At 45.1% G+C, this 24,586-nt stretch carries 25 protein-coding genes and 1 riboswitch; of the genes, 13 read left to right on the top strand and 12 right to left on the bottom strand.

Annotation, left to right across the window (positions count from 1 at the left end; translation table 11 throughout):
• Window positions 1-64 precede the first annotated feature (64 nt).
• Entirely contained in the window at window positions 65-1,111 is a 1,047-nt protein-coding gene (locus AC3FZD_RS05525; RefSeq protein WP_488739171.1) for a TIGR03032 family protein, read from the top strand.
• Window positions 1,112-1,158: 47 nt separating this feature from the next.
• Here the strand turns inward: AC3FZD_RS05525 and AC3FZD_RS05520 are convergent, their stop codons facing one another.
• Together AC3FZD_RS05520 and purN are read right to left on the bottom strand one after the other, a co-directional pair.
• Window positions 1,159-2,640 (bottom strand): GAF domain-containing sensor histidine kinase, encoded by a 1,482-nt coding sequence (locus tag AC3FZD_RS05520; RefSeq protein ID WP_488739170.1) that lies wholly within the window; start codon window positions 2,638-2,640, stop codon window positions 1,159-1,161.
• Window positions 2,641-2,760: 120 nt separating this feature from the next.
• Window positions 2,761-3,390 carry a phosphoribosylglycinamide formyltransferase gene (gene purN, locus AC3FZD_RS05515; RefSeq protein ID WP_488739169.1) on the bottom strand — a complete coding sequence of 210 codons (630 nt, stop codon included), beginning with the start codon at window positions 3,388-3,390 and terminating at the stop codon, window positions 2,761-2,763.
• 279 nt (window positions 3,391-3,669) lie between these two features.
• Here purN and AC3FZD_RS05510 point away from each other — a divergent pair, with 279 nt between their 5' ends.
• The 5 genes from AC3FZD_RS05510 to AC3FZD_RS05490 all read left to right on the top strand — a co-directional run bounded on the left by AC3FZD_RS05510 (window position 3,670) and on the right by AC3FZD_RS05490 (window position 6,339).
• Window positions 3,670-4,203, top strand: coding sequence for a hypothetical protein (locus AC3FZD_RS05510; RefSeq protein WP_488739168.1), 534 nt, complete (start codon window positions 3,670-3,672; stop codon window positions 4,201-4,203).
• A 48-nt stretch (window positions 4,204-4,251) separates the two neighbouring features.
• Window positions 4,252-4,902, top strand: coding sequence for an HAD-IA family hydrolase (locus AC3FZD_RS05505; protein WP_488739167.1), 651 nt, complete (start codon window positions 4,252-4,254; stop codon window positions 4,900-4,902).
• 88 nt (window positions 4,903-4,990) lie between these two features.
• A complete protein-coding gene (locus tag AC3FZD_RS05500) occupies window positions 4,991-5,758 on the top strand; it encodes a YebC/PmpR family DNA-binding transcriptional regulator (protein WP_488739166.1) in 768 nt (255 codons plus the stop codon).
• Window positions 5,759-5,763: 5 nt separating this feature from the next.
• Window positions 5,764-6,024, top strand: a complete 261-nt coding sequence (locus tag AC3FZD_RS05495) for a MoaD/ThiS family protein (protein ID WP_488739165.1) — start codon at window positions 5,764-5,766, stop codon at window positions 6,022-6,024.
• Between the two features lie 72 nt (window positions 6,025-6,096).
• A complete protein-coding gene (locus tag AC3FZD_RS05490) occupies window positions 6,097-6,339 on the top strand; it encodes a hypothetical protein (RefSeq protein ID WP_488739164.1) in 243 nt (80 codons plus the stop codon).
• On the opposite strand, the gene AC3FZD_RS05485 is transcribed toward AC3FZD_RS05490, so the two are convergent.
• On the bottom strand, window positions 6,310-8,013 hold the full coding sequence (locus tag AC3FZD_RS05485; protein WP_488739163.1) for a mechanosensitive ion channel: 1,704 nt from the start codon (window positions 8,011-8,013) through the stop codon (window positions 6,310-6,312). The two genes, AC3FZD_RS05490 and AC3FZD_RS05485, sit on opposite strands and share 30 nt — an antisense overlap.
• 269 nt (window positions 8,014-8,282) lie before the next feature.
• Here AC3FZD_RS05485 and AC3FZD_RS05480 point away from each other — a divergent pair, with 269 nt between their 5' ends.
• Together AC3FZD_RS05480 and AC3FZD_RS05475 are read left to right on the top strand one after the other, a co-directional pair.
• On the top strand, window positions 8,283-9,272 hold the full coding sequence (locus AC3FZD_RS05480) for an ABC transporter ATP-binding protein (protein ID WP_488739162.1): 990 nt from the start codon (window positions 8,283-8,285) through the stop codon (window positions 9,270-9,272).
• The gene (locus AC3FZD_RS05475) at window positions 9,269-10,057 is read left to right on the top strand and encodes an ABC transporter permease (protein WP_488739161.1); all 789 of its coding nucleotides are present in this window, start codon (window positions 9,269-9,271) and stop codon (window positions 10,055-10,057) included. Before AC3FZD_RS05480 ends, AC3FZD_RS05475 begins: the two co-directional genes overlap by 4 nt.
• A 66-nt stretch (window positions 10,058-10,123) precedes the next feature.
• On the opposite strand, the gene AC3FZD_RS05470 is transcribed toward AC3FZD_RS05475, so the two are convergent.
• From AC3FZD_RS05470 to AC3FZD_RS05445, 6 genes are all read right to left on the bottom strand, one after another.
• On the bottom strand, window positions 10,124-11,491 hold the full coding sequence (locus AC3FZD_RS05470) for a UDP-glucose dehydrogenase family protein (protein WP_488739160.1): 1,368 nt from the start codon (window positions 11,489-11,491) through the stop codon (window positions 10,124-10,126).
• An 82-nt stretch (window positions 11,492-11,573) separates the two neighbouring features.
• Window positions 11,574-12,509 (bottom strand): UDP-glucuronic acid decarboxylase family protein, encoded by a 936-nt coding sequence (locus AC3FZD_RS05465; RefSeq protein WP_488739159.1) that lies wholly within the window; start codon window positions 12,507-12,509, stop codon window positions 11,574-11,576.
• 112 nt (window positions 12,510-12,621) lie between these two features.
• Window positions 12,622-13,092, bottom strand: a complete 471-nt coding sequence (locus tag AC3FZD_RS05460) for a PIN domain-containing protein (RefSeq protein WP_488739158.1) — start codon at window positions 13,090-13,092, stop codon at window positions 12,622-12,624.
• Window positions 13,076-13,345, bottom strand: a complete 270-nt coding sequence (locus AC3FZD_RS05455; RefSeq protein WP_488740273.1) for a UPF0175 family protein — start codon at window positions 13,343-13,345, stop codon at window positions 13,076-13,078. The genes AC3FZD_RS05460 and AC3FZD_RS05455 overlap by 17 nt, the downstream gene beginning before the upstream one ends.
• Before the next feature lie 136 nt (window positions 13,346-13,481).
• On the bottom strand, window positions 13,482-13,868 hold the full coding sequence (locus AC3FZD_RS05450) for a hypothetical protein (RefSeq protein ID WP_488739157.1): 387 nt from the start codon (window positions 13,866-13,868) through the stop codon (window positions 13,482-13,484).
• On the bottom strand, window positions 13,858-14,028 hold the full coding sequence (locus AC3FZD_RS05445) for a hypothetical protein (RefSeq protein WP_488739156.1): 171 nt from the start codon (window positions 14,026-14,028) through the stop codon (window positions 13,858-13,860). Before AC3FZD_RS05445 ends, AC3FZD_RS05450 begins: the two co-directional genes overlap by 11 nt.
• A 70-nt stretch (window positions 14,029-14,098) precedes the next feature.
• Here AC3FZD_RS05445 and AC3FZD_RS05440 point away from each other — a divergent pair, with 70 nt between their 5' ends.
• Window positions 14,099-14,497, top strand: a complete 399-nt coding sequence (locus AC3FZD_RS05440) for a helix-turn-helix domain-containing protein (RefSeq protein WP_488739155.1) — start codon at window positions 14,099-14,101, stop codon at window positions 14,495-14,497.
• Between the two features lie 109 nt (window positions 14,498-14,606).
• Here the strand turns inward: AC3FZD_RS05440 and thiC are convergent, their stop codons facing one another.
• Both thiC and AC3FZD_RS05430 read right to left on the bottom strand, forming a co-directional pair.
• Complete coding sequence (thiC, locus tag AC3FZD_RS05435) at window positions 14,607-15,992, bottom strand: phosphomethylpyrimidine synthase (RefSeq protein WP_488739154.1); 1,386 nt, start codon at window positions 15,990-15,992, stop codon at window positions 14,607-14,609.
• Window positions 15,993-16,000: 8 nt separating this feature from the next.
• A riboswitch (TPP riboswitch) is annotated at window positions 16,001-16,097 on the bottom strand.
• 145 nt (window positions 16,098-16,242) lie between these two features.
• Window positions 16,243-16,476 (bottom strand): element excision factor XisH family protein, encoded by a 234-nt coding sequence (locus AC3FZD_RS05430; protein ID WP_488740272.1) that lies wholly within the window; start codon window positions 16,474-16,476, stop codon window positions 16,243-16,245.
• 118 nt (window positions 16,477-16,594) lie between these two features.
• On the opposite strand from AC3FZD_RS05430, the gene AC3FZD_RS05425 reads away from it, so the two are divergent.
• From AC3FZD_RS05425 to AC3FZD_RS05410, 4 genes are all read left to right on the top strand, one after another.
• Complete coding sequence (locus AC3FZD_RS05425; protein ID WP_488739153.1) at window positions 16,595-16,984, top strand: hypothetical protein; 390 nt, start codon at window positions 16,595-16,597, stop codon at window positions 16,982-16,984.
• 59 nt (window positions 16,985-17,043) lie between these two features.
• Window positions 17,044-18,039: a CAF17-like 4Fe-4S cluster assembly/insertion protein YgfZ gene (gene ygfZ, locus AC3FZD_RS05420; RefSeq protein ID WP_488739152.1), complete on the top strand. Its 996-nt coding sequence runs from the start codon at window positions 17,044-17,046 to the stop codon at window positions 18,037-18,039.
• 111 nt (window positions 18,040-18,150) lie between these two features.
• Complete coding sequence (locus AC3FZD_RS05415; protein WP_488739151.1) at window positions 18,151-22,257, top strand: PAS domain S-box protein; 4,107 nt, start codon at window positions 18,151-18,153, stop codon at window positions 22,255-22,257.
• Complete coding sequence (locus AC3FZD_RS05410) at window positions 22,254-23,696, top strand: diguanylate cyclase domain-containing protein (RefSeq protein ID WP_488739150.1); 1,443 nt, start codon at window positions 22,254-22,256, stop codon at window positions 23,694-23,696. Before AC3FZD_RS05415 ends, AC3FZD_RS05410 begins: the two co-directional genes overlap by 4 nt.
• Window positions 23,697-23,709: 13 nt before the next feature.
• Here the strand turns inward: AC3FZD_RS05410 and AC3FZD_RS05405 are convergent, their stop codons facing one another.
• A complete protein-coding gene (locus AC3FZD_RS05405) occupies window positions 23,710-24,546 on the bottom strand; it encodes an ABC transporter permease (RefSeq protein WP_488739149.1) in 837 nt (278 codons plus the stop codon).
• Window positions 24,547-24,586: the final 40 nt, after the last annotated feature.

Here is a 24,586-nt window from a genome sequence, read left to right as displayed (position 1 = left end):
GTGGGTATTCTGGTTATGGGTGAACCCGCCCCTACCAATCCATTTTTAATTTTTAATTGATATTATGACTGACGTTAATTCTACACAGACAGAAATCATGGGTTCGCGCCAGTTACCCCATTGGCTGGCAGAGCAGAATATTAGTTTGGCGTTTACGACGTATCAGACGGGAAAGCTGTTTCTGATTGGTACTGGGGCGGATCAAAGGCTGTGGATTTTCGAGCGCACGTTTAATCGGGCGATGGGTTTATGTGCTACTTCGTCGAGCTTGTATCTGAGTTCGCTGTATCAATTGTGGCGCTTTGAAAATGCCCTAGAGCCGGGACAACTCCATGAAGGGTGCGATCGCCTCTATGTCCCGCAAATCGGTTATATCACGGGGGATTTGGATATTCACGACATTGCGATGGGCAGCAATGGTCAGATTATCTTTGTCAATACCTTATTCGGGTGTTTGGCAACGGTGAGCGAAACCCATAGTTTTGTTCCCCTCTGGAAACCGCCGTTTATCTCCAAACTTGCTGCTGAAGACCGTTGTCACCTGAATGGTTTGGCGATGGTGGATGGTCAACCGCGCTATGTGAGTATGGTGAGTCAAACGGATATTGCTGATGGTTGGAGAGACCGGAGGGTTCAAGGGGGCTGTATTATGGACACCACGACTAATGAGGTTATCCTCCGCGATTTATCCATGCCCCATTCCCCCCGATGGTATCGAGATAAACTATGGTTGTTGAATTCAGGTACGGGTTATTTTGGATATGCCGATCGGCAAACGGGTCAGTTTGAACCCGTGACGTTCTGTCCCGGATACTTGCGGGGTCTGGCTTTTGCGGGAGATTTCGCGATCGTCGGACTCTCGAAACCTAGGCACAATAAGACTTTTATGGGTTTGCCCCTAGATGAAACCCTGAAAGCAAAAGATGCTGAAGCTCGCTGTGGTTTGCAGGTGATTGACTTGCGTACCGGTGATATTGTTCACTGGCTGCGTATTGATGGCTACATTGAAGAGATGTATGATGTGGCGGTTTTGCCCAATGTCCGCAGACCCATGGCTCTAGGGTTTAAGACCGATGAAATCCGCCGAGTGATTACCATTCAGGAAGTATGAAGTCCGTTGTAGGGGTGTATCAACTTTATCAACTTTATTCAAGTTAACTATATATATTCATTTAATCTGACAATATACCGATAATTAGCAGCAGTTTTGCCTTGCAGCTCTAAGGTTCCTCCATGGAGTTGAGCTAAACTACAACTTAACTCTAAACGCAGAAACTGCATTTTAGTTTTGAAACTGGTAGAAGTTTCTCCTTGCTCTTCTGAGGTTTCTGAACTGGAGGAAGGTTGATTTAGGCGATCGGATGAGCCATAATCATAGGCTGGTGCTTGAGAAAAAACAGAATGGCGATCGCGTAGTTCTGGGTTTGGGCTTGAGCCACTAGATTGTTGTTTTTGAAACCAGCGTTTCACCTCCTCTGGGTTCGGAATGCCTTCTCCAAGCCAAGGATGGGAAATCCAAACGGAAAAATGGAGTTGATCTTGCTTATGGGAAGCATGAAGACGAATGGTGCTTTCTGCGGCTGCACCTTCGATGACACTGGCGAGCAAATGGTAAAGAATTTGTTGGACTAAAACTTTATCAACATTCCAGATGCGGGTTCCGGGTTCAATAGATAAACGGATTTGTTGATTTTGAGCCTCAGCTAAGGTTTCTAAATGACTGGTGGCTTGCTGACAGAGCATTTCTACATCAACGGGCTTGATTTTTAGAGGGGGAGTGAGGTCATCGAGAACGGCTAATTCTAAAATTTGATTGATTAAGGAGAGTAGGGTTTGACCGCTATTACAAATAATGGTCATGTATTCTTTTTGTTTTGGAGTGAGGGGGCCGTAGGTTTCCCTATTGAGCATTTTGGCCATCCCTAGGACGGAGGTGAGGGGGGTGCGTAGTTCTTGACTAAGTTGATTGAGGAGTTTGTTTTTGCTGCGTACTGCTGGAGCGGGTGGGGAATCCTGCGGGGCAGTTTCTGAGGCAACAGATCTTTGAGGGGTTGGGCGAATTCCGAGTAATCCAGTTTGGTTGGAGGGAATTTTCTGGAGATAAGCCCGTTCAAATTCGCTCAAACTCCAGCGAGCGGTCATTTCTAGATAGGAAATTTCTTGGGGGGTGAAGGTATGGGGTTCGAGATCGAGGACGGCTAAGGCTCCGATGCAGTCGCCTTGAGAGATGATCAGGGGAATGCCTAAATAGGAGCGAATGCCATATTCTTGATAAAGTAGGCTTTGGCTTAGTTCGGGATCGTTGGCTAAATCGGTAATCAGCCATTTTTTGCGGGTTTCGACGATTTGACGACTGAGGGAGTGGGGTAGGGGAATGGAGCGTTGGCTGGCTAAGTCGTTCATGAGTCCCAGACGGGAGAGGCCAAAGGCGGCTTTGAGCCATTCCACTTGGTGATCGACAATGCCTAGAATGGAGATGGGAACTTGGAGATAGTGGGCAACGGTTTGGGTGGCTTCTTCAAAGATGGGTACGCTGCTGTTGTCGAGCAGGCCTAGCTGTTCTAAGGTGTGTAATCGATCGGATTCCCGTTGGCGATCGCCACTTAATGTAAATGCCTGTTGATTCTCTCGCTCATCCATTGTCATTTTTACGCAGCTATTGGTTTTTTTAGGGACTAGCCATTTTAAAATCTATCAGGAGTTTTTCTTATTATACTGATAGTTGGTATAAATCTTAAACATTCCTACTCCTAGGGCCGATCAATGATATTTTTGGGCAGCTAGGGCGATCGCCTGGGGTAAGATGCGATGTTCTTGGACTTGAATTCTGGCATGTAGGCTTTCGGGGGTATCATCGGGTAGTACGGGAACGGCAGCTTGCACCAAAATTGGCCCCGTATCCACTTCTAAATTGGCTAAATGTACGGTACATCCAGTGATTTTTACTCCTGCTTCTAAGGCCTCTTCTACTCCGCGAATTCCACGAAAACTGGGTAATAAACTGGGATGAATGTTAATGACGCGATTGGGGAAAGCACTGAGAATGATTTCAGTGACGATACGCATCCATCCCGCCATAATCACCCATTGTACGCCGTGTTCTTTTAAGGTTTCGACAATGGCAGCATCGAATTCTGGCCGCCGTTTTTTGTAGTCTCGGTGATTGAGTAAGATAGCAGGAATCCCCCAGCGTTGGGCGCGAGCAGCGACTTTTGCCCCTGGGTTATTGTAGATGAGGACATTAATCCGAGCATGGAGTTTCCCGGCGGCGATCGCCTCTAATAGGCTCTCAAAATTACTGCCGCTCCCTGATGCCATTACCCCTAATTGTAGAGGTTCTGGAAACTGAGGATAGCGATCGCACTCTGGAGAAACTAAACTCTGATTCATGGCAGCCGTTTCCATTTTCTATGCCCCTAGTCACCCTACAACAGTCCTAAATTCGTAGTTTAACATAGGTAGTCTCCCTGAAAATACAAGATTTCTAGGGTTAGGGAGGATTTATAAAACAAATCTTAATTCTTATTGATATCTTCGACAACCTTTGCTTAAATACTCCTGTTTTATCTATTTTAGGTATGCAAAAGAGGGAAGTACAATAGAAGAAGTGAGACCCTGGGATAAAACTTATCTATCCTAGGGCTTTTAAACATTGCTAGAGGTAAAATCATGCAACGAACTATCGCACAACTACAACAAGAGATTCAATCAGGAGAATCGGTGATCGAAGAGGGTATCCGCTATATTCAAGTGGCTTGTGTACGGGTGGCGTATCTGCCAGCAGAGCTACAAATCTGTGAAGCCTATCAGATCCTTGATAAGGGTGAGACTCGCAAACGCAATCTGTCGGGAGTCTCGGAAAAGCTCAAACCTGGGGAGAGAGCTATACAAGCGGCAATGCGGGGAATTCAGGAAGAATTGGATTTAGCGCTGGGGAGCGATCGCTTTTTATTCCTAGGGACTGAATTATGCCAAAAGATTTCTAAGGGCTATAATCTGCCCACTGTCTATACCCTACATAAGTTTTCCCTAGAGTTGACTCCAGAGGAATTTACTCGTCTGTACCCCATTTATATCTCCCAAGAGGCGGATAAGACGAGCGTCTTTAAATGGATATCCATTACCCCCCTTAAAATTACTCCAGCTTCCCTGGCTCAAAGTCAGACCTCTACCCTGAGCGATCGCCCCTGTTCTCAATCCTAACTTTTCTTGTGTTATCCTCAAGACTTGTCCCTATATCCTGTTGTCATTGTGGTAGTTAATACTCCACATCTAATTTTTGATTTTGATGGTACGTTAGCAGACTCCTTAGATCTGGTGGTTAAAATTACCAATGGTCTTGCCCCTGAATTTGGCTATAGTTCCAGTTCTCCAGAAGAACTCCATCAGCTCAGAAATAATTCTACTGAAGATATCCTCAAAAAAGTGGGGGTAGCTTGGTATCAATTACCTTTTCTGATGCTGCGGCTAAGATGGGAAATGAATCAGGCGATTCATACCCTTAACTTAGTTGAGGGTATGGCAGAAGTATTAGAAGAGCTAAAAAATCAAGGGTATACCTTGGGAATTGTGACTTCCAATGGGCGAGAGAATGTCAAAAGTTTTTTAAGAAATCATCGTTTAGATCATCAATTTGAGTTGATCGAATCAGAGTTAAGCCTATGGGGAAAAAGTCGAGGGATTAAGAGGCTGATCCAAAAAAGAGGTTGGACTCTAGAACAGGTGGCTTATGTGGGGGATGAAGTGCGGGATATTCAAGCGGCTCATCGAATTGGCATTAAGGCGATTGCGGTGGGATGGGGTTTTCAGTTGCCAGAGATTTTATCCGAGTATCATCCGGATTTCTTGCTCTCAGAACCCAGGGAGTTACTGGAAGTGGTGCAAAAGCTGAAAAATCCCTAATAGCTGGAAACGGGTTGATTCGAGAGGTTAAAGCTGTTAGGATATAAGATTGAAAAAAAGTTGAATTCTTCAATCCCTAAACCGGATTATGGCAGGACATAGTAAGTGGGCCAATATTAAGCGTCAGAAAGCACGGGTAGATGCCAAAAGAGGCCAGGTGTTTACGAAAGTGTCGCGGGAGATTATTGTGGCGGCTCGCAGTGGCTCCGATCCGGCGGGAAATTTTCAACTGCGGACGGCAATTGAGAAGGCGAAAGCGGCAGGAATTCCCAATGATAATATCGATCGGGCGATCGCCAAAGGAGCAGGAACTTGGGAAGCTGATAATAACCAATATGAGTTTATCCGCTATGAGGGATATGGGCCCGGAGGGGTGGCGATCCTGATCGAAGCGCTCACCGATAATCGTAACCGCACGGCGGCGGATCTACGGGAAGCGTTTAATAAAAATGGGGGTAACTTGGGGGAAACGGGATGTGTGAGCTGGATGTTTGCTCAAAAAGGAGTGGTGCGACTGACGGGGGGTGTGGATGAGGATCGGTTGTTAGAAGTGTCTGTGGAAGGGGGAGCGCAAACCTATGAATGGGTGGATGATCCGGATGATGAGGCAAGGGTAGAAGTGTTTACTGAGGTGGGAAATCTGCAAAACTTGGCGCAAACCCTACAAGAGGGGAAACTGGAGGTTCTGACTTCAGAGTTACGCTGGATACCGAATATGACGGTAGAGGTGAAGGAAGAAGACATAGCGCGATCGCTACTTAAATTATTAGATGCTCTGGACGAGTTAGATGATATTCAAAATGTTACCCCCAATTTTGAAATGAGCGATCGCCTGATGTCGTTAAGTGTGGTTTAGAACCCATGGCTACCTCGTCTATTTCCGTCACGGTTAAGCTGTTTGCCATTTATCAAGAAGCCTATGGTGTTCCTGAAATTTCCTGGGAATTACCCCCTCATACTCCTGTTGCTGCTATCCTCGATCGCATGATTGCCCAATATCCTCACTTAGCACCATGGCAACCCCTAACCCGGTTTGGGATTAATTTACAGTTTGTAGAACCCGATCACATTTTAGAATCAGGTGATGAAGTCGTTTTAATTCCTCCGGTCAGTGGAGGATAATTTGGCTTTAAAGATAGGTCTGTGCTAGGATCTGGAAAGGGTAAAAACGCCAGACCCGCAAACGGAGGATTTATGAGGCTCAAAAGATGGGAATCTCCCCGCCGTAAGGGGAGAAATGATAAGGGTAAAGGCGGATCAGCTCGCCAAAGACAATTGAAAAAACAAACCCAAATGCTACGCAAGCGCTTAAAGGGTGAACCAGGAAAGGGAGAAAATTCTCCCTTTTTTTATTCCTTATCGATTGCCCATAACCCAAACTCTAGGAATCAGGGTAATGGAGGGGATTTACTTTTTAGAGTCGTTCTTGAAGCTTGATAACCATTCTTGGATTTGGGATGCGGCAATATCACGACCTCCTAATCCAAAGGCAATGGCGATCGCCACAGCAATAGCTCCAAATAGTAATCCAAAGGCTAAGTTGACAATATCGGGAGCAATTCCCATCTGCCTCAAAGCCATTGCACCCACCAAAATGATAATGGCAATGCGGGCAGCTTGAGCCAACATATGACCTTGACGACTTCCAGAACTATCAATCACCTTAAAGGCTAAGTTGGCAAAGTATAAACCGATCGCAAATATGACTACACCGGCTAATACTTGACTGGCAATTTGAATGATTGCCCCCACAATTAAGGTTAAGGCTTCGAGTCCCAAAACATCGGTAGCGGTAACGGTGGCAAAGAGCAAAATGGTAATTAAGACCACCATGCCCACAATTTCCGAAGGGGTACGAAAGTCAGAGGGGGGAGGAGGAAGGGGCAGATCGGATTCTCCTGCTTCCGGTGGGGCAGCCGTGGCATAGGGTTCTTTTTGCAACCCTAACCAATAGAAGAGATTATCAAAGCCAAATCCGGTTAAGACATTGGTGACTAAATCGGAGACAAATTTACCGCCCACATAGGCAACCATCAAGATGATGATTGCCGTAAATGCTAGGGGGACATAACCCATAATCATTTCCAGCATCCCCACTGCTGGGGTAGAAATGGCCTCGATTTTGAGGGCGTTGAGGGCGGCGATTCCAAAGGGAATCAGAATCAATACATAGGCGATCGTGCCTGCAATCCAGGATAGTCCATGGGTTGCGCCGCCACCGGCTAATCCAAAGCGATCGCCGAAGCGATCGGCTCCACTCACCATGAGTAAATTGGTGACAATCCGCCGGACAATGGTTGCTACTAACCAACCGGCTGCACCAATCAAAATCGCGCCCAAAATATTGGGTAAAATCAGCAGAATTTGATTGAGCAGGGCTTGTACGGGTTGCAGAGTTCCCTGTAACTCTAAGGTACTCAGAATTGAGGGTAAAAATAACAGAAAGACGAACCAGTACATGGCATTAGCCAAGGTACTGCTGACGGAAACGGGCGAAGTGGCTCCTCGATCGACGACTTGAGATTCTAAGCGTTCATCCAGATTAAGAACCTTTAAGCCTCGCAGAACCGCTAGTTTCACTACTGTTGCCAGTACCCAAGCAACGGCTAAGAGAATCCCTGCGCTCACAATTTTAGGCACAAAGCCAAAAACTTGATTGAGTAGGGTATTCAAGGGTTGGGAAACCATTTCCAGATCCAGAGAATCTAGAACTCCCACAAACACCACTAACATAATCAGCCAAAAAATGACTGAACCGATCCATTTTTCAATCGGTGGGGCGGCGCTCGAATCAGTGGCTCCAGAAACCCAAGCGGCTAATTGGTTATCCAGTTTTGTCCGTTTGAGCAGTCTTTCGGTGACTAAAGAAATTGACCAAGCTACCAAAAATCCCCCCACTAAAATCGCTGCTGCGATCGCAATAGTGGAGACTAAATTCCACCATTGGGGAATCGATCTAGAAATGGCACTGGTGTCTAAATTCAAACCAGGAATTCCTGGATTAAGTGGTTCGCTTTGCAAGAATGTATCTAATAGATCCTGTGCTTTCGTCCAAGATATATTCTCTGGTATTAGGACATCAAGATTGATATCTGGCCCAGTGAACTTCATAGGTTTTGCTCCTTAAGTTTGTAGATCAATGCGTCCATTCCCCGATTTCGGAGAAACTGGGAATAAAGGCGATCGGGAATTAGCCCGAACATTAGGAAAATAACTAGAAGCGATTTACAGGTCTTATCCTACCAGAGCGATCGCTAAGGAGAGATGGGGAGAGATACTCTATGAGGGGCAGTGGTGAGCGATCGGGCGATTTTAGATGATGTTGATGGTTATTGCTATAAGTTACCATAAGTCAAGTTAACTTCTAGCAGGTTAGGGAGATGGGTCATCCTCTGATTGGCGTGTATCACCTGAGCAAAACCTATCCCGTTGCGATTAAGGAAGCGGGACTTCAGGGCACTTTACGGCACTTCTGGAAACGGCAGTATCGTCAAGTGGAAGCCGTCAAAAATGTTTCTTTTGAGATTGAAGCGGGTGAGGTGGTCGGGTTTTTAGGTGCGAATGGAGCGGGAAAAACGACCACATTAAAGATGTTGACGGGTTTGGTGCATCCCTCTGGGGGTCAGGTGAGGGTGGGGGGATATGTGCCCTTTAAACGGGAGCGAGATTTTTTACGCAATATTACCCTGGTGATGGGTCAAAAACAACAATTGTTGTGGGATTTGCCAGCCCTAGATTCTTTGCGAATTAATGCGGCAGTCTATGAGTTGTCCGCGTCGGAGTTTCGCCAGCGTTTAGGGGAATTGACGGAAATGCTCTCATTAGAGGAGAAATTGACGCAACCGGTGCGTAAGTTGTCCTTGGGAGAGCGGATGAAGGCGGAATTGTTGGCGGCTTTGTTGCACCGGCCGCAAGTGCTATTTTTAGATGAGCCAACCCTAGGCTTGGATGTGAATGCTCAGGAGAATGTGCGGGAGTTTCTGCGGGAATATAATCAGCGCTATGGGGCGACGATTTTGTTAACGAGTCATTATATGGCTGATATTACGGCATTGTGCGATCGCGTTCTCTTAATTCATAAAGGAGGATTGGTTTATGATGGCTCTCTGCGAACCCTGCTCGATCGCTTTGCACCCTATCGAGAGGTGCAAGTAGACTTAGCCCAAGAGTATTCAAGCACAGAATTAGAAATCTATGCAGAAATTGAGGCGATCGCCGGTCACCAAGTCCGCTTTTTAGTCCAACGGGAAGCCTTAACGACCACCATTGCCCGTATTCTCGCTGACTTAGAAATCCTCGATCTCAAAATTACCGACCCTCCCATTGAAGAAATTATTGGCCGAGTCTTTCGCACGGGGATCACAACATGAAATTTTTCCTGAAAAAAACCCAAATCTTTCTTGATACCTATTATGCCCATATGGTTGAATATCGGGCAGAACTCTTTTTATGGGCCATCTCCAACAGCTTACCCTTTATTCTCATGGGAGTTTGGATTGAAGCCGCCGATAGCGGTCAATTTGGTTTAAGTTCTATCGAATTTGGCCGCTATTTCTTAAGCGTCTTTCTCGTCCGTCAATTGGCTCTAGTTTGGGTGATTTGGGAATTTGAAGAACAAGTGGTACAAGGCAAACTTTCACCCCGATTATTGCAACCTATTGATCCGGTTTCCCATTACCTCGCTCGTCATATTGCCGAACGATTCGCTAGAATTCCCTTTACCATCGGCTTAGTCGTCTTGTTTTTTGTTCTCTATCCTCAAGCCTTTTGGATACCGAGTTGGCAGGCGATCGTCCTTTTTCTACTGATTACTCAAATCGTCTTTTTTGTCCGTTTTAGCATTCAATATACCTTTGCTATTTTTGCCTTTTGGACAGAACGGGCCAGCGCCCTAGAACAATTTTGGTCTTTATTGTATGTTTTTTTATCGGGAATTATTGCCCCTTTACAGGTCTTTCCCCCCGCTATTCAAGAAATTCTCTGGTGGACACCTTTTCCCTACTTGGTCAATTTTCCGGCCTCTGTTTTGGTGGGTTTACCGGTTAACTGGGGTCGTGCCCTTTGTACGCTGATTGGATGGGGAGTTGTTTTTTATGCGGCCAATCGTTGGTTATGGCGCAAAGGATTAAAGCATTATTCGGGAATGGGAGCGTAATCGATTAAAAATTAAATAAGGGGCCCTTAAGCCCCTTGTTCTCAGATCGATTGTACTCAAGAAAGATTAGCGGCCAATACCCACATAGCGGAATCCGGCAGCTTCTAGTTGTTTAGGATCGAGGAAGTTACGACCATCAATCATGACGGGATGGGCCATTCTTTTGGCCATTTTGGCATAATCTAACTTCAAGAATTGTTGCCAATCAGTGACTAATACCAGGGCATCACAACCATCAGCCAGCATCTCTAAATCGGTTTCGACAATGACATCAGAAAGACCATGACGCATTCCCGATTGAGAGATAATGGGATCGTAGGCTTTCAGTTTTGCTCCTAGGCGGCTGAGTTGTTCGATTAAGTTCAGAGCTGGAGCATCGCGCATATCATCGGTATCGGGTTTGAATGTGAGTCCGAGTAGTCCGATGGTTTTGCCTTTGAGGATTTTCAGTTCGTGTTGCAGTTTTTCGACTGCCATGAGCCGTTGACGGTTGTTGACACTGACGGCTGCTTTGAGGAGTTCGGCTTCATAGTTGTAGTCATCGGCGGTATGAATTAAGGCAGAGACATCTTTGGGAAAGCAGGAACCCCCCCAACCAATTCCGGCTTGTAGGAATTTGTTGCCGATGCGAGAGTCGAGTCCGATACCTTTGGCAACTTGGGTGACATCTGCGCCGACTTTATCGCAAATGTTGGCGACTTCATTAATAAAGCTGATTTTGGTGGCGAGGAAGGCGTTAGCGGCATATTTAATCATTTCTGCCGAACTGAGGTCGGTAACGACGACGGGAACGGGGGGTAAGGAAGGTTCTGTGCCAACTTTGCGTTCGACGATGGGGGTGTAGAGTTCTTGCATGAGGGCGATCGCCTTTTCGCTGTTGCTGCCGAGGACGATGCGATCGGGGTTAAAGGTGTCATAAACGGCTGAACCTTCCCGTAGAAATTCGGGGTTACTCACCACATCAAATTCGGCCTTAATCTCCTCGCTGCTCGAACCTTCTTCTTTCTTGCGTTCGGCAATACCATCGAGGACAATCATCCGTACCCAGTCACCGGAACCAATGGGAACGGTAGATTTATTGACGATTACTTTGTAACCTTCTCGGAGATGGGCCCCAATGCCACGAGCGACGGCTTCTACATAGCGGGTATCGCTATCTCCAGTGGGTAGAGCTGGTGTGCCGACGGCAATAAAGAGGATATCCCCATGGGCAACTCCCGCCGCTAAATCGGAGCTGAATTCCAGCTTACCGGACTGGGAACATTTTTGCATTAATTCAGACAATCCTGGTTCATAAATGGGGGATTGCCCGGACTTCATCAATTTGACCTTTTCTTCATTGTTATCAATACAGATGACATGGTGGCCACATTCGGCTAGACAGACACCAGTAACCAAACCAACGTAACCTGTACCAATTACACAAACTTTCATGGGTATACCTCAAGAGATTTGATTTCAGCTTTACAGAGGGTAGATGCTTACCTTAATGGGGTCTATTCAGGGTCTAGAAGGGTTATTCAGGGGAACATAGGCGATCGCGGAAATCGGCGATCGTTTTCTCTAAACCATCATTCAAAGGAATCTTTGGTTCCCATCCTAACCATTCTCTAGCACGAGTAATATCTGGTTTTCGTTTTCGGGGGTCATCTGCGGGAAGGGGCTGATACTGAATTTCGGCATCTGGATTAATCTTTTGTTGAATCTTTTGAGCCAACTCCAGAATGGTATACTCATCCGGATTGCCCAGATTCACCGGCCCTTCATGGTCGCCATTCATCAATGCCATTAACCCTTGCACCAGATCTGATACATAACAGAAACTGCGGGTTTGGGAGCCATCACCATAAACGGTGAGGGGAATTCCCTTAAGGGCTTGTACCACAAAATTACTGACTACTCGACCGTCATTTTCTAACATGCGAGGCCCATAGGTATTGAAAATCCGAGCTACGCGAATGGCTAGACCATGTTCCCGATGATAGTCAAAACAGAGGGTTTCGGCAATTCGCTTGCCTTCGTCATAGCAGGAGCGAATGCCGATGGTGTTTACATTTCCCCGATACTCTTCGGTTTGGGGATGTACATCAGGATCGCCATAGATTTCTGAAGTAGATGCTAGTAATATGCGTGCCTTGACTCGTTTGGCTAGTCCTAGCATGTTAATGGTTCCCAAGACACTGGTTTTGGTGGTCTTGATGGGATTGTATTGGTAGTGAATGGGTGATGCTGGACAAGCCAAGTGATAGATCTGATCGACCTCTAACCGGATGGGTTCGGTAACATCATGTCGGATCAGCTCAAAATAAGGATTATCGAGCCACTGAAGAATATTTCTTTTGTTGCCTGTGTAGAAGTTATCTAAACAGATGACTTCATGACCCGCTTCCATCAAACGGTCAATGAGGTGGGAGCCAACAAAGCCAGCTCCCCCCGTTACAAGGATTCTCATAATGTGTGCAGGTATCTTAAGCCAGCAAGGTTATATTAGCCTTTTCGGGGTTGATTTGGTGAGAACTGGAACATTAGTTAAACATGGGTAATGGGCAATAGGTAATCGGGTCTTATTGTCTCTTTTTTAGCAATGTCTGAATGATGGGGCGGGATATACGGAAATTTGTTTGTTGTAATAGCGCGATCGCCTCTGAAATCTCAACTAAACCTTGATGTGCAGCCTCATCCAAGATTCCCAGAGTGCCGATAACAGGAATTGAGCGATCGCTCGCTATGCGTCGCCCCAAGCGTTCATCGATAATCAGTAGGTCTGCTGGCAGGGTTTGAGCTAGACTAATCGCAGCCTGTTCGCCGCGATCGAGAGAATGGAGGGTTTCATCAAGCCTGGAAACAACTTGAATAGTAAGCCAGGAAGGAGGATTAGCGCTCCATTGACGTACAACTGCTGGTGCGGAGGAATCCTGCATTTCATCCCGAACCACATCAGGAATGATAATTTGCTCAAATAAATTGGGGAGCAGGTCAATCTGGCCAATCAGCAGTAAATAGTTGATCGGTGAAGTATCAGAAACGACGATCATAACGGAGTTGGCGAAGGGTTTCCCTATCCTGCTGCAAATCTGCCTCGTCATAATGCAAATCAGCCTTATGCTGCTTCAAAAAAGCATCAACATCCCAACGAGAAGGTAAACCTAAAATGCGACCAACTTCCGCACTGGTAATTTTTTCGGTCTGATAAGCTTGGACGACTAAAGCTTCCAAAATCTCGCGAGCCAAATGGTTTGGGTTAAAATGGTCTATGAGTTCATCAGGAAGGTCAAGCGTAATTTGCACCATTGAATCTCCTTATAATCTAGGGGTTATTGCATTAGCCATAGTAGGGTGGGCAAGCTACAGCCAGAGAATTGATCGTTTACCCCGATAGACTTGCCTACCCTACAACTCAGTAGAGTATCAAATTACAGCTTATCTAGGCACTTGCAGAAAATTCATTCTTCAGTAGCGTAAAGAATAGCCCTGAAGGAGAATAAACTGTAGAGCCGTAACTATCATAGATAGCCAGAGCTTTTTGCAACTGGTTTTCTGATGTACGACTGATCAAGTCCACTAAATCAGGAGTAAGCTGGATTCCACGCTGTTCTACTGCATGGCGCTTTTCAGAGAAAGGCTGTTCTTCTACCGCAGAAACCTTTTGAGAGAAGCTCTCTTGCGGAGTAACAATCGACAGTACAAGTGACTCCACAAATTCCGCTTTAAGGGGTTCATGGGTAACTTGTGAGATCGTTTCTAGAAGGTTGACCAAAAGCTCAACCTTGGGGGTTTGATCTGGCTGACCAGATACGTTATTATTGAACATAAGAAATTTCTTCGGCGGTTTGCCGAAGATCAAAGTTTTCAGAAGAAGCAGGCTGTTGGCGCAGTCTGCTTCTTTTTTCTATCTTAAGGGGATGCACGACTTTTTGCAAGTCCGCATTGTATGCACCAAAAATTAATACAATTTCTAAAATATTATACATATTTATAATAGGAATGCACTACTTGCAGTATTTGTAGTAAACTTTTGGTGCATACAATGCATTCCTAATTATGAACACCACAACTAAATCACCAAATTCAATCATATTTGTCCATGCAGACTTGGATTTATACGGATTAAAACCTTATGAATTCCGTATTTACGCTCATATCGCTCGGCGAGGCACATGCTATTCGACTGTAAAGAAGATTGCTGAAATTTGTAAAATGAGCGTCCGTAAGACACAATACGCCCTCAGATATCTAGAAAAGCAAGGAATGATTGAAAAATCAACAGAAAACCGAAAAGGTAAAACTTATACCTACACTCTTGCCCCAAGAGAGCAATGGAAACCACCTGAACCGAGTAGTGAAGAGATTGAACAAGAACGGCAAAAGGTATATCAAAGCCTGAAGCGCATCAAAGAGAAAGAACTCGAATCTAATGATTCTGATTCAGAGAGTGTATAAGCAGGTAAGGTGAGCAGGAAAAGAAGAGTAAAAATAGCTGCGAAAACTGCTGTAAAAAACCCCCAGGTTGTAGGAACTGGGGGTATGGGGGTGAAACTTGAACTTTAGCTTACACTGAAGCGACTTCTTTCTTTTGCGCTTCTTGAGCTAAGTATTTCTCTAGCTCAGTGAGTGCGTCTGCATCGACTTTGGTTTGCATGGGGCAGAATTTGGGGCCGCACATGGAGCAGAATTCTGCGGTTTTGTAGATGTCTGCGGGTAGGGTTTCGTCGTGATATTCCCTGGCACGGTCGGGGTCGAGGGAGAGTTCAAACTGGCGATTCCAGTCGAAATTATACCGAGCGGCGGAGAGTTCGTCATCTCGGTCTCTGGCTCCCGGACGGTGGCGGGCAATGTCGGCGGCGTGGGCGGCGATTTTGTAGGCGATTAAGCCGTTGCGTACATCTTCGGCGTTGGGCAGTCCTAAATGTTCTTTGGGGGTGACGTAACAGAGCATGGCGGTTCCATGCCAACCGGCGATCGCCGCTCCAATGGCTGAAGTGATATGATCGTAACCGGGGGCAATATCGGTCACCAAGGGCCCCAGGACATAGAAGGGAGCTTCCGAACACTCCTCCATCTGCTTCTTGACATTAAACTCAATTTGATCCATCGGCACATGGCCCGGCCCTTCAACCATCACCTGTACATTATGTTCCCAAGCCTTACGGGTGAGTTGGCCCAAGGTTTTCAACTCCGCCAGTTGCGCCTCATCGGAGGCATCATGGGTACAACCGGGACGCAGAGAATCTCCTAAACTAAAGGAAACATCATGTTTCTTAAAGATTTCGATAATATCGTCAAAATGGGTATAGAGGGGATTTTGCTTGTGGTGGTGTAACATCCACCGAGCAATAATACCGCCCCCACGGGAAACAATGCCCGTAATTCGATTTCTCACTAAAGGCAAATGTTCGATCAAAATTCCCGCATGGATGGTCATATAATCCACCCCTTGCTGGGCATGTTTCTCGATAATATGCAGAAAGTCATCGGGGGTAAGTTTTTCGATTCTACCTTTGACACTCTCTAAAGCTTGGTAGATGGGAACTGTACCGATGGGAACCGGAGAAGCTTTAATAATAGCGGTACGAATCTCGTCTAGGTTACCGCCTCCTGTAGACAAATCCATCACCGTATCTGCACCATATTTAACGGCCAGATTGAGCTTATCGACTTCCTCTTGTAAATTGGAAGAATTGGGAGATGCGCCAATGTTAGCATTCACCTTGCATTTAGAAGCAATTCCGATGGCCATCGGCTCTAAATTCGTGTGATTAATATTAGCTGGAATAATCATCCGTCCCCGCGCAACCTCATCTCGAATCAACTCAGGGGGCAGATTTTCCCGTCGAGCTACATAGTGCATCTCTTCTGTAATTACGCCTTGGCGAGCATAATTCATCTGCGTGACATTAGCTTGTCCCCGCCGTTTGGCTACCCATTCAGTTCGCATATGTTAAGTCCTCGAAGTGACAGCTTCCCTCCGCCGGTACTAGCCGGACTCAGGTTCTAAGGGTGTACTCTCAGCCCGATCGCGCGGGCACCCCTAGCTTGTGCTGGATCTTAACATAAGTTGAGGAGGGTAGGAGAAAAATCTTGTCCAGGGAGTCAGGTCGATGGCGCAGACACAGATAACTTACAATTCAATCCTCTTAAGCTGTTGGACTTTTACTTTTACCTTGAAGTCTAGCCAGCCGTTGCTCTCAGAGGCCGGTTTCTACCATAGCAATTAATTCATCAAGCTGAAGGGTAAGCAAATCAATAACTAATAAGTTAATGCTATGGTGCTGGACGGCCAACTGAAAAATATTTTTTTGAAAATGTCTAATATAGACAGCTTGGCTGATAGCTAGAAATAACTGTCGCTCAGGTTCTTGTTCTTCCAAAGCCCATTGGTAGAGCTGAAGCTGTCCCATGGTTTTTTCGAGTTCACTAATGACTGAAATTGTAGTTCATTTAACATAAATTTACAAGATGAACCCACCTGAATCACTCCACTGATTGACAATTGAACCACCAGTCCTCAACAATAATAAAAAGCCTTAAGCTGACTTCATGAGACCTAAATTTAAGGATACGATCGCCTGGCAACAAGCCGAACTGCTGATGCAACCTTCTCTGTTGAGGGTGGTAGATAATCTGCGTCAGGTTCTGGAAACCTCACCCTGGGAAGGAACCTATGAAGATGTACAAGACCCCTATCCTGGCCATGTGCTGTGCTTAAAATATCAGGGTGAGGAAGTCCGGGTGAATTTATGGGAGCTGTGTTTCCGCATTTGTTTTGTCGAATACGCCATTACCCATTCCCCCTATGACACACAGCAAGTGGAGATTGATACGAGCTTAATTGATGATACCGGTAATGTGAATTGGACGCAATTGGAAGAGAAAACTAAGCAAGTGATTGCCGAAGTGTTTGAGAGTTTACCCAAGATGGGGGGATAGGGAGATCGGGAGATGGGGAAAAACTGCCATTCATCGATCCGGGTTGATTATGATGAAAGGTGACCTTTGAAGAAGTATCCGTAATGATGATGTCTGAAGAAACAGAAGTTTTACTCTACGATCGCAGCCATTGGGGCAAAATTGAAGTGAAAGGGAGCGATCGCATCCGCTTTCTACACAACCAGAGTACCAACGATTTCCAACGGCTACAACCCGGACAAGGCTGTGATAGTGTTTTTGTGACCTCCACCGCTCGCACCCTGGATTTAGTCACCGCTTATCTGACGGAAGAGAGTGTAATTTTACTGGTTTCTGCCGATCGCCGGGAAAAACTTCTACAGTGGATGGATCAGTATATTTTCCCCATGGATCGAGTAGAAGTCGTTGATATTACCCAAAAGAGTGCCTGTTTGAGTTTAATCGGAACCGATGGCGATCGCCTCTTAGAAGCAGTAGGAATGCCCCCCTTAACCGATGCTCCCCAAGGAACCCACCAGCAAGTTACCCTAGGGGAAATCTCCCTCAGAATCGCCGTAGGGAGTGGATTAGCTACCCCTGGATATACCCTCCTCTTTGACCCTCAACACCGAAGTATTTTAACTGAAAAACTGATCGAACAAGGGGCAAAATCCATCAACGATCAACAATGGGAAGCCTTACGCATTCAACAAGGTCGTCCCGCTCCCGATCGCGAATTAACCGAAGACTATAACCCCCTAGAAGCTGGATTATGGCAAACCATTTCCTTTGAAAAAGGCTGTTATATTGGCCAAGAAACCATCGCTCGCTTAAACACCTATCAAGGCGTAAAACAACAGCTTTGGGGTTTGCAACTTAGTCAACCCGTCGATCCCGGAACCCCCATTCAAGTTGGAGACGAAAAAGCGGGAAAAATTACCAGTTGCATTCCTACCCCAGAAGGAGCGATCGCCCTAGCCTATATTCGCACCAAAATCGGAGGAAAAGGCCTCACCGTTCAAGTTGCCGATCAATCGGTAACCCTCCTCGATCTTCCCTTTCTTTCTCGCGGGTATTTAGCTACCCCATCCCAGTAAACACCAGTAAACAGTTGCTTAGTCCTAACCACACCCAGGTTTCAAAGTTGTCATTGGGTGTGGTATTCGATAAGCTATGAAGTAGATCGTTAGCTTCAATGCTCTTATCGTGTGGCTGGGCAATATTTCAAGTTAAAATTACCATCGCTCCTTGGTTGTATCCTCTCTCTAGGAGTCATAGGGGTTTGGTTAACATTAGAACGGCAAGACCGGCAGTTTGTTCAAGACGCTATTCTAGAAGAAACTGAAACTCTAAAAACCCATCTGGAATCCAAATTCAAAGAACAAGTTTTAGCCCTAGAGCGTATGGGAGCGCGTTGGGAAGCTGCGGGGGGAACCTCTCAAGTTTTGTGGGAAAAAGATGCGCTCAATTATATTCAAGATTTTGCCGGTCTACAAGCTCTAGCCTGGGTAGACTCTAGTTATCAGATCCGTTGGAGTGTTAGCCCAGAAAATCCTCAACTCATAGCCGCGATGGCTCAAAATCAAACTGCGGATTATTACCTCAGTTTACAGGACTCATACTACCGCCAAAAAATGACCCTCACAGAACCCTGTTTACTTCCTGGGGGAGACCAGGGATTTGTAATTATCGATCCGCTATTTTTAGAACATCAACAACCCGATAGATATGGTCAATTTAATGGATATATCGTTTCTCTTTTGAATTTAGAATTATTTTTCGATCGTCTTTTGCTCCCCCTCCGTCATCAGCATTATCAATTAATCATTACCCATAAGGATCGAGTGATCTACGAAAAACCCTTGTCTAAGCCGGTTGATCCTAATTACAAATCGATCGACACGATCGATCTTTATGGCCAAACCATCCAATTTACACTTTATCCCCAAAAATGGTGGATTCAGCAACTTCATTCTTCTTTTCCCACTCAATTTTTAGCGGGAGGACTATTAACCAGTTGGAGCATAGCTATAGGCATCGCTTTTTCCCAGAGCCGCCAACAAAAATTGAGGATTATTGAGCAAGTCAATACCCAACTTAAGGAGGAAATGCTAGAACGAAAACAAGTAGAATTGAAACTAGAAGAACGGCAGGCAATGCTCCGTAGTTTTTATAATAGCTCTCCCATGATGATGGGGATTGTAGAATTACTAGAGGATGATATTTTACATCTATCTGATAATCAGGCAAGCGCTCGGTTTTTTGGCACAACACCAGAAGCCATGGCTCATCAGCAAGCTAGTATGATGGGCGTTCCACCCAAACATATTCAAACCTGGATCGGGCATTACCGAAAAGCGATGGAAACCCAAGAGGCAGTGCAATTTGAATATGAACACCAGGTGGAAGATAGCTTATTTTTCTTGTTGGCAACGGTTAGTTTTATTGGCTGGATCGAGCCAGATCGCCCCCGGTTTTCTTATCTCGTGGAAGATATTACCGATCGCAAACTAGCCCAAATTGCTCTGGAAAAGAGTGAAAAGCGCTTTCGGGTATTAGTCTCCCATTCTCCGGTAGGCATTTTTCAAACCGATACTAACGGTAAATGTCTGTATGTCAATCCTCAGTGGGCTGAAATTACAGGGCGTTATCAACCAGAGAGCTATTTGGGATATGCTTGGCAACAAGCCCTACATCCAGAAGATCGGGAAATGATTGTTCAAGAATGGGGCGCTTCCACGAAACAAGACCGTCCATTTAATCTCGAATATCGCTTTCAGAAACCTGATGGTCAAGTGGTTTGGGTTTGGGGAAACGCGATCGCCCTTCGCAGCGATAATGGAGAAATCGTAGGCTATTTCGGTACAGTCATGGACATTACAGAGCGTAAGAAAACCGAAACCACCAATCGTGCTTTAATGGATGCTATTCCTGACTTAATGATCCGCTTGAATACAAAGGGCGAATTCCTGGATGTGATGAATGTTAACCTCAATAGTTTAGAGCCAGACAATCGATTTCCAGGAATGCATTTGATCAAACTTCTTCCGCAACTGGTGACTCCAGAGAGAATTGATTATATCCAAAAAACTCTTGATACCCAAAAAAATCACAGTTATGAATATGAAATTACCCTTAAAGGTAAGGTTTACTCTGAAGAATGTCGTTTGATTCCCTTTGATCATGAGAGTGTGTTGGCGGTAATTCGCGATATTACCCAGCGCAAACAACAAGAAGCCGCTCTCGTTTATCAACTCAATAAAGTTCTATTACTGCAAGATATTACTACGGCTATTCGCCAAAGTCTAGATATTGAAACTATCTTTGAAGTCGCGTCCCAAAAAATCGGCCAAGCCTTTAAGGTCAATCGTTGCTTAATTCATTTCTATACCCCTCAATGGACTATTCCCATACCCGTTGTAGCTGAATATTTGCAAAGTCCTTATATTTCTGTGCAAGACTTTTCCATTCCCCTAGAAGGGAATCCCCATATGGAACGACTGATGAGTCAGGAACAGGCAATCGCCTCTGATAATGTCTATACCGATCCTTTACTGTCCAATTGTCTAGCTATGTGCGAAGAAATCCAACTTAAGTCCATGCTTGCCATAGGGACATTTTACCAAGGGCAAATGAATGGAGCCATTGGTTTACATCAATGCGATCGTTATCGCCATTGGACAAAAGAGGAGATTGAATTAATTGAAGCCTTAGCGGCACAAGTTGGAATTGCGATCGCCCAAGCTTCTTTACTCAAAAAAGAAATTAGCCAACGAGAAGAATTAATTCAGAAAAATCAGGACTTAGAGCAAGCTAAAATCATCGCCGATAGTGCCAATCGCGCTAAAAGTGAATTTCTGGCGAATATGAGCCATGAAATTCGCACTCCCATGAATGCAGTTTTGGGGTTTACTGAGCTGCTCAAACCCTTAGTTCAAGAATCTGTAGCTCAAGAGTATTTACAAGCCATTTCTGCTAGTAGTAAAACGTTACTTTCTTTGATTAATGATATTCTCGATTTATCAAAGATTGAGGCAGGTAGGCTCGAAATTGACCCCGAACCTATGAGCTTAAAAGATCTTTTTCAAGATGTTCATCATATTTTTATGCATAAAGCCCAAAGCCAAGGAATTACTCTCCAGACTCACCTGGATGAGCAGTTGCCTGATGCAGTGATCTTTGATGAAGTTCGCTTGCGACAAATCTTATTTAATGTCGTTGGCAATGCTCTTAAGTTTACTGCGTCAGGAAAGGTTGAGATCGGATCAAAATACTCTTTTAACTCGGACAAAAATACGATCAACCTAGAAATTAGCGTTCGAGATACGGGAATTGGGATTAGCAAAAGCGATCGAGATCGTATTTTTGATGCCTTTACCCAAAGTCAAGGTCAAAGTAACCGTCAATTTGGCGGTACAGGGTTGGGACTAGCCATCACCCGTCGTTTAGTTGATATGATGGGAGGAACGATTGAACTTCAGAGTGAATTGGGTAAGGGCAGTCTGTTTATTTTTCGCTTTCCTGATGTTCCCATTAGTTATACTCCAGCTTTAACTAATGTCAAGAATAATTTGAAACCGGATTTTAATCAGTTTCAAGCTTCTACTATTTTGGTCGTTGATGATATTGAATCAAATCGAGAATTAATTCGAGGATATTTTAGGAGGAGCCATCATACTTTATGGTTTGCTAAAGATGGGGAGGAAGCGATTCGGTTAACGTTTAAACACTGGCCAGATTTGATTTTATTGGATTTGCGAATGCCACATATGGATGGCCGCGAAGTTACGGAGTTTCTGAAATCTCATGAACAAACCCAGCATATTCCGATTGTGATTGTTACTGCTTCCTCTGAGTTTAAAGATGAACAGGAGCTTAAATCTATCTGTGAAGGATTTGTGCTAAAACCGGTGAGAATTATGGATTTAATTTCGATCCTTAAGTCCCTTCTGCCTCCCTCTCAAGGCTTAGTTTCTTTGCCTAAGCGCGAGCAGATGGCTGTAGTCAATAGGGAAGTCTATGATGGAGATCTGGCAGTCACTCCTATTCGTCTGGCAGAGTTATTGGAAAAATTACAAGTTATGGAAGTAACATCTTGGATGAGCTTATGTGAAACGTTAGAAATTGAGGAACTCGAACATTTTGTTGAAGATTTACAAAATCTTAGTATACAATATTATTATTTTCCTTTGATGAATTATATTAGCAATTTAGAGAAGCAATTGGATAGCTTTGATTGGGATACGATCCCCCAAACTGTGGTTAACTTTAAAACTCTTTTAGAGAATATTGCAGAGGAGGTAAATAGATCTTGACAGTACTTCCCAAAGCTGAAGCTGAATTGATGAAACCAGAAGATTGTTTATTATTGGTTGTGGATGATAATCCAAGCAATCTGAAAGTTTTGCGAGCTTTGTTATCTCCGGTGGGTTATAAGTTGACGTTTGCGATGGGAGGACAACAAGCTCTAGAGCGAGTGAAAATGGCAAAACCTGATTTGATTTTACTGGATTTAATGATGCCAGATATGGATGGTTTTGAGGTATGTGATGTGCTGAAAACGAATGCAGAGATGAAGGATATTCCTGTTATTTTTTTAACGGCTAGTCAAGAGATCGATCATCTTCTCCAGGCGTTTGAGAAGGGTGCTATTGATTATTTAACTAAGCCTTTTCATCCTCCGGAATTGTTGGCAAGGGTGAAAACCCATTTAGAGTTAAAGCACTTACGGGAACAAAGTCAGCGTCAAGCGGAAAAAGAGCTGATTTTGGTGAAAATTATTCAGGGAATTCATTATTCTCTGAATTTAGAGGAGATTTTAAGTACGACGGTGGCGAGTATTCAGGGGTTGCTTGATGCGAGTCGGGTGATGATTTGTCGTTGTGTGTCGAAGGATCGAGGTGAAGTTTTGGCGATCGCCGATTCTACTGATGCTGAAAATATACAGATGGGTGCAATTCTGAAGATCCAACCCTTAACTCCTTTGGCATCTCATCATCAGCCTTTGGAGATTAATCATCCAGAAGAGTTAGATCAAAAGGGGATTAAAACCCAACTGAGTGTCCCCATTTATCAACAGAATCAACTTTGGGGTGTGTTGATTGTCGATCGCCATCGAGTCTCCCAAGGATGGAACCCTGGGGAATACCAGATGCTAGTCCAGATTATTGAACAAATTGCGATCGCCATTCAACAGTCCCAGTTGTATCATGCGCTACAACAAGCCAATCAAGAACTAGAGCGTCTGGTGAATGTGGATGCCTTAACGCAAGTGGCGAATCGTCGCTATTTCGATCGGTATTTAGATCAGGAATGGCGAAGACTGCAACGGGAAGGGCTGCCGTTGTCCTTGATTATCTGTGATATTGATTATTTTAAACAATATAATGATACCTATGGCCATTTAATCGGCGATCGCTGTCTGGAACAAGTTGCCCAAGCCCTCTCTTCGACTCTGAAACGCCCGGCTGATTTGATTGCCCGTTATGGGGGGGAAGAGTTTGCTGCTATTTTACCGAATACGCCTCTACAAGGAGCCATTGCTGTCGCCGAACAAATGCAACAGGCGATCGCTAACTTGCAAATTCCCCATATCGGCACAGGGTTATCTGAACCTATTGTTAGCATTAGTTTAGGGATTGCTTGTACCACGCCCACTGTTAATGCTCCTCTGATTCGATTGCTCGATTTAGCGGATCGAGCCTTGTATGAAGCGAAACATAAGGGACGCAATCAGTATGCGATCGGTATTTGAATCCATGCAGCTCTCACTTTTCACTCTTATAGCGCCAAAATTCTCCCAGAAATGCGACTAATCCGGACATCACAATGAGGATCACACTGAGGGCGTTAATGTCGGGTTTTACGCCGGTTCTGATGCGGCTAAAGATTTCCATGGGCAGGGTATTAAATCCACTGCCAGCCGTGAAACTGGCGATGAGGAAGTCATCCATACTGAGGACAAAGGCGAGGAGGCAACCGGAGACGATACCGGGTAATAATTGGGGTAATAGCACTTGCATAAAGGCGTTAAAGGGGGTTGCCCCTAAGTCTAGGGCAGCTTCTTCTAGGTGCGGGTCTAAATCGGCGAGTCGGGTGGAGACGACGAGGGCAATATAGGCGAGGCAAAAGACGATATGGGCGGCAACAACAGTCCAAAGACTGAGGGGAATGGCAAAGACGGCGAGGAAGACCAGGGTGGCAACGGCGATCGCAATATCGGGAATAATCAGAGGTAAATAGGATACACCTAGATACAGGGATTTACCCCGAAATTGATACTTAGCTAATCCCACTGCCATCAATGTGCCCAAAACTGCCGAAACACCCACGGCACAAAAGGCGACAGTTAAACTATTTTGCAGAGAGGACAGGATTCTGCTATCCGAGAACAGTTTTATGTACCAATCGAGGGTAAATCCTTGCCAATTGGCGCTATAGGCAGATTGGTTAAAACTATATAAGGCTAAGACGGCAATGGGCAGATACATAAACCCAAACATAACCAGGGTAAACCCAATTTGCCAGGAAAAGGAAAATTTGGATTTAGTCCCCAAGGAGTCAGGGATTAGGGTTTCTTCGGGGGGTTGAATGGATGGGGTCATGGTTGGGGAATGGGGGAATGGGGGAATGGGAAATAATCGC

This window comes from Roseofilum sp. KMC-1, assembly GCF_057802075.1.
This window is presented reverse-complemented; position numbering and strand designations above follow the sequence as displayed.

Bases quoted from the DNA above. Each gene is read 5' to 3' on its own strand.
- AC3FZD_RS05450 (WP_488739157.1), bottom strand. From the start codon at position 13,868: ATGTTCAATAATAACGTATCTGGTCAGCCAGATCAAACCCCCAAGGTT.
- AC3FZD_RS05440 (WP_488739155.1), top strand. From the start codon at position 14,099: ATGAACACCACAACTAAATCACCAAATTCAATCATATTTGTCCATGCA.
- AC3FZD_RS05495 (WP_488739165.1), top strand. From the start codon at position 5,764: ATGGCTACCTCGTCTATTTCCGTCACGGTTAAGCTGTTTGCCATTTAT.
- AC3FZD_RS05500 (WP_488739166.1), top strand. From the start codon at position 4,991: ATGGCAGGACATAGTAAGTGGGCCAATATTAAGCGTCAGAAAGCACGG.
- AC3FZD_RS05490 (WP_488739164.1), top strand. From the start codon at position 6,097: ATGAGGCTCAAAAGATGGGAATCTCCCCGCCGTAAGGGGAGAAATGAT.
- AC3FZD_RS05470 (WP_488739160.1), bottom strand. From the start codon at position 11,491: ATGAAAGTTTGTGTAATTGGTACAGGTTACGTTGGTTTGGTTACTGGT.
- AC3FZD_RS05445 (WP_488739156.1), bottom strand. From the start codon at position 14,028: ATGTATAATATTTTAGAAATTGTATTAATTTTTGGTGCATACAATGCG.
- AC3FZD_RS05460 (WP_488739158.1), bottom strand. From the start codon at position 13,092: ATGATCGTCGTTTCTGATACTTCACCGATCAACTATTTACTGCTGATT.
- AC3FZD_RS05475 (WP_488739161.1), top strand. From the start codon at position 9,269: ATGAAATTTTTCCTGAAAAAAACCCAAATCTTTCTTGATACCTATTAT.
- AC3FZD_RS05480 (WP_488739162.1), top strand. From the start codon at position 8,283: ATGGGTCATCCTCTGATTGGCGTGTATCACCTGAGCAAAACCTATCCC.
- AC3FZD_RS05425 (WP_488739153.1), top strand. From the start codon at position 16,595: ATGAGACCTAAATTTAAGGATACGATCGCCTGGCAACAAGCCGAACTG.
- AC3FZD_RS05465 (WP_488739159.1), bottom strand. From the start codon at position 12,509: ATGAGAATCCTTGTAACGGGGGGAGCTGGCTTTGTTGGCTCCCACCTC.
- AC3FZD_RS05510 (WP_488739168.1), top strand. From the start codon at position 3,670: ATGCAACGAACTATCGCACAACTACAACAAGAGATTCAATCAGGAGAA.
- purN (WP_488739169.1), bottom strand. From the start codon at position 3,390: ATGAATCAGAGTTTAGTTTCTCCAGAGTGCGATCGCTATCCTCAGTTT.
- AC3FZD_RS05525 (WP_488739171.1), top strand. From the start codon at position 65: ATGACTGACGTTAATTCTACACAGACAGAAATCATGGGTTCGCGCCAG.
- AC3FZD_RS05520 (WP_488739170.1), bottom strand. From the start codon at position 2,640: ATGGATGAGCGAGAGAATCAACAGGCATTTACATTAAGTGGCGATCGC.
- thiC (WP_488739154.1), bottom strand. From the start codon at position 15,992: ATGCGAACTGAATGGGTAGCCAAACGGCGGGGACAAGCTAATGTCACG.
- AC3FZD_RS05405 (WP_488739149.1), bottom strand. From the start codon at position 24,546: ATGACCCCATCCATTCAACCCCCCGAAGAAACCCTAATCCCTGACTCC.
- AC3FZD_RS05485 (WP_488739163.1), bottom strand. From the start codon at position 8,013: ATGAAGTTCACTGGGCCAGATATCAATCTTGATGTCCTAATACCAGAG.